Here is an 11,052-nt window from a genome sequence, read left to right on the forward strand (position 1 = left end):
GGCCGCACCGATGGCGTGGAAGTCGCCCGTGAAGTGCAAGTTGATGTCTTCCATGGGGATGACCTGGGCATATCCGCCGCCCGCAGCGCCGCCTTTGATGCCGAACACGGGGCCCAGGCTGGGCTCGCGCAGCGCCACCACGGGGTTTTTGCCTTGACGGTTCAGCGCATCGGCCAAACCGACGGTGGTGGTGGTTTTGCCTTCGCCGGCCGCCGTGGGGTTGATGGCCGTCACCAGCACCAGTTTGCCCGGCGTGTGCTGCTGGTCGCGCAGCAGGTTGTAGTCGACTTTCGCCTTCGTGGTTCCGTACTGCTCCAGGTATTGCTCGGGCACGCCCACCTTCTCAGCGATGGCGCTGATGGGTTGCGGGGTTGCAGCCTGGGCGATTTCGATGTCGGTCAACACGTCGGGCCCTCTCTCTCGTCTGGTTGAGGCACCTCGGCGCCACGCGCGCGGGGTGCGTTGGTCGTGAGGGACATTCTAGCCGGAATGTGGCGCGACGCGACGCACGCCGGCGCCAGGAAACATAGATTTCAAGGCAACGGTCAAAAATGCGGCTAACGCGGCCGCAATTTCACACCGCGTACAAAAAACGACCCGGTTTCCCGGGCCGTTTGGGGCTTCGCGTTCGCTATTCGTTCGGGCGGCCGTACAGGCCCGTTTCATCGTGCGCGATGTAGTTGTCGTACACCAGGCGAAGGCCCTCAAGCGTGAGGTCCTGGTTCACCTCGTTGATGGTGCGCGACAGCGGCGACACGCGCGGGGCAAGCCCACCGGTGCCGATGACGGCCGTTTTGTAGCCCAGCTGGTCGAAAATGCGGTTGACCAGGCCATCCACGCGATCGGCCTCGCCGTAGACGATGCCCACCTGCATGGCCTGCTGCGTGTTGCGGCCAATGGACACGTGCGGGTTCACCAGTTCGATGGCGCCCAGCTTCGTTGCGTGGCTGAACAGGGCCGACGAGCTGGTTTCCACGCCCGGGGCAATCACGCCGCCCACGAAGCTGCCCGTGCGGTCGATAACTTCCATATTAGTAGCGGTGCCGAAGTCCACCACGATGACCGGCGCGCCGTACAGGCTGCGCGCGGCCACGGCATCGGCCACGCGGTCGGCACCGATCTCGCGCGGATTCGGATAGCCCGACGCGTCGAACAGGTCGCCCGCCGTTTCGGCCGAGCACACCACGGCGCGATGCCCCAGCATCTGCTTAGCCGCCGTGCACCACGCATCGGTCAGCGTCGGCACCACCGATGCCAGGCACATGCCGCCGATGTCCTGGAACGAAAGGCCCTCGGAATTCAGCAGCGGAATCAGCTTCACGCGCAGCTCATCGCACGTGTGGTGCTTGTTCGTGGCCACGCGCCAGCGGTGGCTCAGCTTCTTCCCCTCGTACACGCCCACCACGGTTTGCGTGTTGCCAACGTCGATTGCCAAAAGCATTCTTTCGCCCACTCTCTCACGTACTGCCCAAAACGCCGCGCTGCACAGGTTTTGCCCGCGCCGCACGTGGCGTCGCTGTCCCTCAAGCCGGCGCGCGCCGGCCCCTTCGGGCTTTTCGCGCGCACAAGTATAGCAGTACCGCGTTTCCTATCAGCCCCGATGTTGGCAAGTAACGTGTTTTTGACGGGAAGCGAACGTGGGCGGCAATGCGAGTATAGTTATGTCGCAAGAATGGTACGGAAACGCAGGGCACACCCCCCCTGCGCTGCCGAGAAGTGCCGCAGCAACGCGTGCGGCGCGCGATACGAAAGAGGCCCATCATGAACGAATCGCCTACACGCATCTTGGTTGTCGACGACGAGCCGTCGATCACCGAGTTCGTCGGATACGCCCTGAAGAAGGAAGGGTTCGCGCCCGACGTCGTTGACAACGGCGAAGATGCGCTGGCCATGGCGCAGAAGAACGACTACGACCTGTTCGTACTTGACATCATGCTGCCCGGCATGGACGGCTACGAGCTGTGCCGCCGCCTGCGCGCGAAAACGTCGGCGCCCGTGCTGTTCCTTTCGGCGCGCGACACCGAGCTTGACAAGGTGGTGGGCCTGGAAATCGGCGGCGACGACTACCTGGCAAAACCGTTCGGCGTACGCGAGCTTATCGCCCGCGTCCGCGCGCTTTTGCGCCGCAGCCAGGGCAACGAGATGGTGGGCGCCAACAACCACGCCATCACCGCCAGCGGCATCACGCTTGACGAGGACGCGCACACCGCCACGGGCCCTGCCGGCAACATCGACTTGACGCCGCGCGAGTTCGAGCTGATGGCGTGCCTGATGAAGAACGCCGGCAAAGTGGTTTCGCGCGAGGAGCTTTTGCGCGACGCGTGGGGCTGGGAATACCTCACGGAAACGAAAACCGTGGACACGCACATCAAACGCCTACGTGATAAGATTGAGCAGGCCGGATACGATCCCGGCCTTGTGGAAACGGTTCGCGGTTACGGATACAGGTTCAAGCTATAAAACGGCTGCAGACATATTTCGCGCTTCTGGCAACGCTGCTCAGCTTGCTTGCGGCCGCCGTTGCCTTGGTGGCGTGCATGCTGCTGTTCGACGCGTCCATCCTGTCGCTTTTGGTGCTGGTGCCCATCAGCGTGGTGGTGTTCTGCTTAAGCCTGCTCATCGGGCATTTCCTGTCCGAGCCGCTCAGCGATTTGGCGAAGAAGACGGCCGCGTACCGCAACGGCGCCGACATCCCGTTCGAACCCGACGGGCGCATGCTTGAGGCCGACCAGCTGACGGTGGACTTCAAGCAGCTGGTGCAAACCACGAAGCAGCAGCAGCACGACCTGGCCATCAAAGAGCGGCGCCAAAACGAGTTCATCAGCGACGTGGCGCACGAGCTGCGCACGCCGCTGACCGCCATCCGCGGCAACGCCGAGATGCTGACCGACCCCGACCTGCCGCCGTCGCTGCACGACAAGTTCTGCGACATCATCGTGAACGAAAGCGAGCGCTTAAGCCGCCTGACGCACGACCTGCTGACGTTGCAGCGCATCGAGAACTCGCCCATCCCCGAGGAGATGCAGCGCGTGAACCTGCGCGAGCTGGCCAGCAACGTGGTGGACGCGCTGCACCCCATCCTGCAAGATAGGCAGGCGAACACCCTGGTCACGGGCGAGGCGCCCGATGTGCTGGGCAACCCCGACAGCCTGCGGCAGGCCATCACGAACCTGGTGGAGAACGCCAGCCGCTTCATCCAGCCCGGCGGGCACATCACCGTGGAGCTGGCTGGCGTGAACGGCAACTCCGTGGTTGCCGTGAAAGACGACGGCTGCGGCTTCGGCGACGTGGACCCCAAGCTGCTGTTCGACCGTTTCTATCGCACCGACGCCAGCCGCACGCGCGGCACGGGCGGCACGGGCCTGGGGCTTGCCATCGTGAAGTCCATCGCCGAAGCGCACGACGGCACGGTGGAAGCGCTCAACCTGCCTGAAGGCGGCGCGTGCTTCATGATCGCCATCCCATCGATTCCCGCCGACATTTCGGAGAAGAAGGTTACGCGGAAGTAGTGGGGGCAGGACGATTCGCGAAGGCAGGAGCGCTTTCGCCAATTACGCACAGCGAACCACTCAGGGTTCAATCGCAAACACGCTTCGACTGTGCCGTCCGCAAAACTTGCTGGCGATGTTTTGCTGTAAGAGCTTTCGCGCGAGCGTGCGAGCTCGTAGACCAGTGCCAGCTCCTGCATGCGTAACGTCCGCGTGCAGTTTGCGGCAATCTCGCATCGCCATGAGCAGAATCGGGCCAGAATGCCGCCTCTCGCGGTTCTTGCTTCACTTGTGCACTAATTCCGGTGCGCTTTTCTAGGAGACGTGAGGATTCGCGGGCGCCCTGCGGGCCGGTGCTATACTCGGGTGCGTTTGACACTGCATCATTTCCGGGGCGCTTCGCCCCGCATCCCCTAAGGAGCATCATGGGTTGCACCATCATCGGCTGCGGCAAGAAGCTGCCGAAGCTTGACGTTGCCAACGACGAGCTATCGAAGCTGGTCGACACCAGCGACGAATGGATTTCCGCACGCACGGGCATTCGCTCGCGTCGCGTGTGTGTGAACGAAACGAACGTCGACCTGGCCGAATGCGCTGCACGGCAAGCGCTTGGCTGGGAAGAGGACGGCTGGGCCGCACGCCGCATTGCGCCCGAAGAAATCGACCTGGTCATCTTCTCCACCGTCACGCCCGACGCGCTGCTGCCCACCGGCGCCGCCGCCATCCGTCGGCGCTTGGGGCTGGTCAATGCTGCGGCACTGGACATGAACGCCGCGTGCACCGGCTTCATTTACGGGCTGACCATCGCCGAGTCCATGATGGCTGCGGCCGCCCCAGGGGCGCCGGGCGCTGCTGGGCGCAACCCCATTCGCCGCGCGTTGGTCATTGGCAGCGAGCGCCTTTCGCGCATCGTCGACTGGAACGACCGCAACACGTGCGTGCTGTTTGGCGACGGCGCGGGCGCGGCCGTGGTTGAGTGGGACGAGACGAAGCCGGGCATCTTGTCGTGGTTCATTCGCAACGACGACGATATCGACAACGCGCTGACCTGCATGAACGCGTTTGACACGCCGCAGCCGTTCACGGAAGCGGGCATCGACCCCGCCGCGCTTGAGCTGCCCGACCCCAGCTTCGCCTCCATCCATGACGAGTACGAGCAAACCGAGCGTATTGCCGCCGGCGCGCCGCACCAAGTGCTGCACATGCACGGGCAGAAGGTGTTCAAGTTCGCCACGAAGGCCATGCCCGACGCCGTGGAAGAGGTGCTGCGCCGCGCGGGACTTGGCATCGACGACGTGAAGCTGATCGTGCCGCACCAAGCCAACGAGCGCATCATCAGGTACGCCGCCAAGCGCATGAAGCTGCCGCTTGAGCGTTTCCAGATGTCTATCGCGCACCGCGGCAACTCGTCGTCGGCGTGCATTCCCATGACGCTGTGCGATGCCTACGAGGAAGGCCGCATCCAACCCGGCGACAACGTGGTGCTCGTAGGCTTCGGCGGCGGCTTCACCAGCGGCGCCGTGCTGTTCCAAGCGTAGGGGGATTTGCGAAAGCAGGGGGGCACCCGCAAGGGGCCCCTTTTTCGCGTGCGGCAATGTTTGCGCTATCCCGTTCCGCGACATGGAGAGGGCTTTCCTGTGCCGTTTCGTGGACAAGGTAGGCGGAATCGCCCCGCGCACGCGGAGCCCCGCTCCCCTAGCGTCCAAAGTCGAGGGGCGCTCGCCTCATTCTAGCGTCGAGCGAGAGCTTGCCTTCCCCGCCCCGTAGGATCGAGCGAGAGGTCGCTTCTCCCCCGTAGGGTCGAGCGAGAGCTCGACCAACAATAGAAAGCGCCGAAGGCGCGCCGCGCTTTTTCAGCGTGACACGCCTTCGGGATAATGGTGGCGCGCCCTTTGGGCGCTCTTTTATTGGTGCCGAACTTTCACTCGGCGCCACGAGTTCTTACCGTAATCGCAGACCGATTTGCCGGCGAATTGTGTCTCGCAGCTTCGCCGTCCCCGCTTACGCGCGATGGCTCACCGCGGCGTTAACGGCGCGGGCGCAGATGACAGCCGCAACCAGTTTCGCCAGGTCAACCAAGATAAACGGCGCCACGCCAGCTGCGAACGCCGCTGCCGGGCTCATAGCTGCCACAGCCATAAGCTGCGCCCAGCCGCACACGTAGGCCACGGCCAAGAACACCAGGCCCGTCAGGAAATCGATGGCGAACGCGCGGGCGCCCTTCGCCTGCCCGTCGCGCGCGAGCACGGCCTTCAGCGCGAAGCGCACGGCAACCGCCAGGCCCACGCCCAGCAGGTAGCCCCACAAGAAGCCGCCCGTGGCACCCGCCAGCACACCGATACCGCCGCGCATGCCGCTGAACACCGGCACGCCCAGCGCACCGAGCACCAGGTACACGGTAATGGCCGCCACGGCCTCTTTCGGCTGCAGCACCAGCACCATGAATGCCACGGCGAAAATCTGCAGCGTGAACGGCACGGGGCCCAGCGGCACCGTCACCCACGCCGACACGGCCGTAATGGCAACGGTCAACGCCACGAACGCAATCGAACGCGTGCGCGACCCAGCGGCCGCCTTCTTCTGAACCTGCTCCACGATTCTCCCTCTTTCCTCTTCCCACGCTTCGGGAAGCCATCCCTGCAGCATATGCCCCAGCAAGCAGCGCAATGCCGAACAGGCAGCACCACGCCCCGGCAGACGCGCAATGCCCAACGAGCAGCGCATATCTCAGCATAAGCGAGCACTCTTCCAAGCAGTGCAACGATTCCGTAATCAGCGCACCATGCCGGCAAGCAATACCATGCTGCAGCGGGCGATGCGACCCGCGCATCTACCCTTTTCCTATAGGTTGCGGGGGGAATTGTAGCATGCACAAGCTGCCCGAAAACCGCACAAGCGCAAAAACAGCCCCGCAACGGCAAAAACGTTGCAGGGCCGAAACAAACTGGCGACTTATCGCGTTGCTGGCTGCGCGTTAGAACTTCGCTTGGAGCTCGCCGGTTTCCAGCTTCTTCAGGCGCTTCAGCTCCAGCAGCACAAAAATCGCCGTGGTGAAGATGGCCAGGAAGTCTGCCACCGGGCAGGCGAAATACAGTGCGTCGAGCCCTGTATAGCCCGGGAACCACATGGGCATGACCATAGGCAGGCCGATGTACAGCGGGATGAGGAACAAGATCTGGCGCGTCAGCGACAGGAACACCGACTTCGCCGGCTGACCCGTTGCCTGGAAGTAGTTCGAGCCCACAATCTGGAATCCCACGAACGGAATCAGGAACAGCTGCACGCTCAGCGCGAACACCGTGAACGATTTCAAGTCGGAGTCGGTAATGCCGAAGAACCCGACGATGGGGTCGGCGAACAGATGCACCAGCGCCCACAGCACCACCGCAATGACCGTCGCGCCCGCAATACCCCAGGCCAGCGTCTTCTTCACGCGCTTGAACAGGTGCGCACCGTAGTTGAAGCCCAGCAGCGGCTGGATGGCGATGGCCATGCCGATCAGCGGCAGCACCACGAACGATGCCACGCGCTGCACCACGCCGATGGACGCCAGCGCGCCCTCCGCGCCGATGGTGCTTTGCGCGCCGTACGTGTTCAGCAGGTTGTTCAGCACGAAGTTCACTACGGCCATGCCGATTTGCACGGCGAAGCTAGCAAGGCCCAGCGACAGAATCAGGCGCACGGTTTCAGCATGCAGCGGCATCTTATGCAGATGCAGACGCATGGGAACGCCCTTCGTCATGCAGAAATACCACAGCACCGTGGCGCACGAAATGGCTTGGCCGCACACGGTGGCAAGCGCGCTGCCTGCAACGCCCATGCCCATGACCAACACAAACAGTGCGTTGAACGCCGTGCACGCCACGGCGCCGATGATCATGGTACCCAGCGCGCGATTCGGGGCGCCGGCCGTGCGGATGAAGTTGTTCACGCCCATGCCGATGCACTGGAAGATGAAGCCAAGCGAGATGATGCGGATGAACTGCGTGGCGTAGCCCCAGTCCTCGGGCGTGGCTCCCGAAATGCCCAGCAGCGCGTCAAGGCACGCGGGGATGAACACGATGATGGCCACAATCACGGAGAAGATCAGGGACAACGTAACCGTGTTGCCCAGGCTGCGCTCGGCCTCTTCCGGCTTGCCCTCGCCCATGCGCAGGGCCGCCAGCGCGTTGCCGCCGTTGCCCACCAGCATGGCGATGGCCATGAACACCGTCATGATGGGCATGGCCACCGTGGCGGTGGACAGGCCGATTTCACCCATGGCCTGGCCCAAGAAGATGGAGTCGATGACGTTGTACGCGCCGTTGACCAGCATGCCCAGGATGGAGGGAATGGCGAACTCGGTAATCAGGCGCGGGATGGACTCCGTGCCCATGCGGGTGACTCTGTTGTGCTGACCGGCCGCGCCGGACTTGCCGGGCGCGCCTTGCGGAGCGGCGGACGCGGGCGCGGCGGGGGCGCCGGCTACCGCAGATGCGGCCTTCGTTTCTTGCTCTTGCGTCATTACGTGCGTGCTGCCTTTCGAGAACCATATGCTAGCTTGATTTTTGTCAGTTCTTTATTGTACGACCGCCGCGCAGGTAAGGACACACCCGGGCACGTGACAGCGCCGGATTCCATCGTACGTGCATATAGAGGCAGATGGGGAAGAGGCTCCCTTGCTCGGGGTTCGGCTGCTGAATTGGCAGCCTGTTGAGCATGGCAAGAATCCGGGCTTTCTGAATCATTTGAGACTTTGTCGCGTCACAACGGCAAGAATACGGGGTTTCTGTATCGTCGCAGGGGCTTAGCGGCTCCATAATGGCAAGGATACAGGCTTTCTGTAGCTTCACGCACCATTTAGTGCTACAGGAATCCCGCATTCTTGCCACCACAGCTCTTTCTCGGCCCCGAAGCTACAGAAATCGACTTTTCTTGCCGTGGCAACTGGCTGTTGCCGCAACCCTGCGCCTGCCCGCTTCCGCAGTTGTCGAGATGAATCGGTTGCTCCCGTACGTATGACAAGCGACCTGGGCGGTTTCAAGCGGTCATCGCAACATCGATCGATGGGACCTGTCCACTTGTCAGACAACTAACAAGTGGACATGACAAGGGGACAGGTCGCTTGTCATGTTTTGGGGAAGGTTACGAGCGGATGTGGGCTTCGCCGGAGTTGGCGAAGATTTCGCAGCCGTCGGCGGCGCGCAGCACCAGACGTCCATCGGCGGCCGTGCGCACGACGGCGCCAGCGGCAAGCGCGTTGCCGGAAAGGTCTTCCATGCGCACGAAACGCCCGGTCAACGCCGCATGATGGTCGAACTCCGCCTGAAACGGGGCAAACCCCTCTGCGCACCATCGCGGGTAGAGCTGCGCCAGCTGATCGCACAGCGCCTCGGAGACCGCAGCAATGCGCTGCTCGACGGGGCCTTCGCAAAAGCCCAGTTCATCAAGATATACCGGGATGTTCTTGCCCGCGGGCGCATCGTGCGGCTGCCCCTCGGGACGCGCCACGTTGATGCCAACGCCCACGCACAACGCCTTCGCGTGCACCTCGGTAGAGATGCCGCCAAGCTTAAGGAACGGACGGGGGGCTGAAGCCGTGCCGGCGACCGATGCGGCGGCATCCGCTTCACCAACCTGTGCGGCGGGCGCAATCGATGCCTCGCAAGCATCTTCAGCGGCCGCAGCAATCGCACCCCCACCGACGGCAGCATCGTCTTCGACGACCGCCGACATCGCGGCCACCTCCCAGGCAACTACCAGGTCGTTTGGCCATTTCACCTGCGCGCGGTCGGCCAGCGCGGGGACCAAGCTCGCAACAGCTCGACGCACGGCAAGACCCACAAGCAGGCTCAACGTAGGCAGCTGGGCAAAGGGAACGTCGGGGCGCAACAAGAACGACTGATACAGCCCGCCAATCGGACTTTCCCATGCGCGTCCCTGGCGACCGTAGCCAGCCGTTTGCCGCAGTGCGCGTACGGCCAGCCCCTCCGGTTCGCCAGCTTCAATAGCCTGCTTGATGACATCATTCGTCGAGCTCACGGATTCAAGCGACTGCACACAAAACCGCATGCGTTTCCCTATCGATCGAGCTTTTCGGCCTTGCCGTAGCGTTCGGCCTCAGGCTTGGCGGCGGCGGAGACGCGCACATCGTTGGCCAGCATATGGTTCGGGCGCAACTCCAGCAGCGGCTTCACCACGAAGTCACGCTCGAGGATGCCGGGGTGCGGCAGCGTGAGCACGTCGTTGTCGATGACGTAGAGCTGGTAATCGAGAATGTCCAGGTCGCAGGTGCGCGGGCCGTTCTCGATCTCGCGCACGCGACCCAGACTGTTCTCGATGGCGTGCAGGTAGCCCAGCAGCTCCTTCGGCGCAATGCCCGTGCGCAGCAGCACGACGGCGTTGATAAACGTGTCCTGGTCCTCGTAGTACGCCGGCTCGCTTTCGTAGAAGCTGGAGATGTCGATGATCTGCGAATCGGGCAGGCTGCACAGCTCGGTGATCGCCTGGTTGAGCATGGCGATTTTGCCTTCGCGCTCTTCACCCGGGTTCGCCACCAGCGGCACGTTGCAGCCAAGGCCCAGGAACACAAACGGACGCAGGTCGGCCAGCACCTTCACCGTTTCGGCCACGTTGTGCGTGCGCACCACTGTGGCGCCCAGCTCGCACGCCATAAGCGCCTCGGTAGCGCTGACATGGTCGCGCTCGGTGGGTTCGTCGATGCCGTACGCGTAGCCCAGGAAGCTTTTGCGCGACACGGCAACCATGGTCGGATAGCCCAGGCGGCAGAATTCCTGGAAGTTGCGCACCAGCTCAAGCGTCTGTTGCGCCGTTTTGCCGAAGCCGGGGCCGGGGTCCACGCAGATGCGCTCGGGCGCGATGCCCGCCGCCTCAAGCATGGCCGCCTGGTCGCGCAGGTAATCGCGCACCTCGGCAACCACGTCGGTGTACTGGGGGTTCTCCTGCATGGTGCCCGGTTCGCCCTGCATATGCATGACCACCACGCCGCAGTTGCTGGCGGCGGCAACCTGCACCATGGCGGGGTCGCGGAAGCCCGACACATCGTTGATGATGGCGGCGCCGGCTTCCAGGCACGCGCGCGCAACCTCGGCGTGGCGCGTGTCCACGCTGACGCACACGCCCTGCTCGGCAAGCGCACGCACCACGGGAAGCACGCGGGCGATTTCTTCCTCGATGGTGACCTCGGCCGAACCGGGACGCGTAGACTCGCCGCCCACGTCGATCATGTGCGCGCCCTCGTCAAGCAGCTGCTGCGCCCAAGCCAGCGCCGCATCGGGCGCGTTGTGCGTGCCGCCGTCGCTGAAGCTGTCGGGCGTGACGTTCAAGATGCCCATAATCACCGGCTTGCGCGTGTCGAATTCGAACGAGCCGCATTTCCACATCATGTTGAAGCCTTTCCTTTGAAAGCGGTGACGCGCCTTCGGCGCTATCAAATAAGGGCTCAGCTTTCGCTGAGCCCTACGAAGCGCACGCAAGCTTGCTGCGCTACGCAAAAGTGGGACAAAGGGACAGTCCCTTTGTCCCACTACGTGTTAAAGCCCCCGGGGAACGGGGGGCTGGCCGC

9 protein-coding genes are annotated in these 11,052 nt (G+C 63.5%); 3 read left to right on the forward strand and 6 right to left on the reverse strand.

The genetic code is table 11. The features are described from left to right. The coding region (locus ACWI6D_RS08610) for a formate--tetrahydrofolate ligase (RefSeq protein ID WP_449134380.1) at positions 1-405 on the reverse strand (405 nt) is incomplete at its 3' end. A 226-nt stretch (positions 406-631) separates the two neighbouring features. Further along, the gene (locus ACWI6D_RS08615) at positions 632-1,435 is read right to left on the reverse strand and encodes a type III pantothenate kinase (RefSeq protein WP_449134381.1); all 804 of its coding nucleotides are present in this window, start codon (positions 1,433-1,435) and stop codon (positions 632-634) included. A 326-nt stretch (positions 1,436-1,761) separates the two neighbouring features. Here ACWI6D_RS08615 and ACWI6D_RS08620 point away from each other — a divergent pair, with 326 nt between their 5' ends. The 3 genes from ACWI6D_RS08620 to ACWI6D_RS08630 all read left to right on the forward strand — a co-directional run bounded on the left by ACWI6D_RS08620 (position 1,762) and on the right by ACWI6D_RS08630 (position 5,026). Next, positions 1,762-2,460: a response regulator transcription factor gene (locus tag ACWI6D_RS08620; protein ID WP_449134382.1), complete on the forward strand. Its 699-nt coding sequence runs from the start codon at positions 1,762-1,764 to the stop codon at positions 2,458-2,460. Between the two features lie 44 nt (positions 2,461-2,504). After that, the gene (locus ACWI6D_RS08625) at positions 2,505-3,509 is read left to right on the forward strand and encodes a sensor histidine kinase (RefSeq protein WP_449134383.1); all 1,005 of its coding nucleotides are present in this window, start codon (positions 2,505-2,507) and stop codon (positions 3,507-3,509) included. Positions 3,510-3,913: 404 nt separating this feature from the next. Next, a complete protein-coding gene (locus tag ACWI6D_RS08630; protein ID WP_449134384.1) occupies positions 3,914-5,026 on the forward strand; it encodes a 3-oxoacyl-ACP synthase III family protein in 1,113 nt (370 codons plus the stop codon). Positions 5,027-5,489: 463 nt separating this feature from the next. Here the strand turns inward: ACWI6D_RS08630 and ACWI6D_RS08635 are convergent, their stop codons facing one another. From ACWI6D_RS08635 to folP, 4 genes are all read right to left on the reverse strand, one after another. Next, positions 5,490-6,083 (reverse strand): biotin transporter BioY, encoded by a 594-nt coding sequence (locus ACWI6D_RS08635; protein WP_236648246.1) that lies wholly within the window; start codon positions 6,081-6,083, stop codon positions 5,490-5,492. 379 nt (positions 6,084-6,462) lie between these two features. After that, entirely contained in the window at positions 6,463-7,992 is a 1,530-nt protein-coding gene (locus ACWI6D_RS08640) for an MATE family efflux transporter (protein ID WP_449134385.1), read from the reverse strand. Between the two features lie 620 nt (positions 7,993-8,612). Further along, positions 8,613-9,539: a biotin--[acetyl-CoA-carboxylase] ligase gene (locus tag ACWI6D_RS08645; protein WP_449134386.1), complete on the reverse strand. Its 927-nt coding sequence runs from the start codon at positions 9,537-9,539 to the stop codon at positions 8,613-8,615. Positions 9,540-9,547: 8 nt separating this feature from the next. Continuing rightward, positions 9,548-10,873, reverse strand: coding sequence for a dihydropteroate synthase (gene folP / locus ACWI6D_RS08650; protein ID WP_449134387.1), 1,326 nt, complete (start codon positions 10,871-10,873; stop codon positions 9,548-9,550). Positions 10,874-11,052 lie beyond the last annotated feature (179 nt).

The sequence above is a fragment of the Senegalimassilia sp. genome (assembly GCF_977052095.1).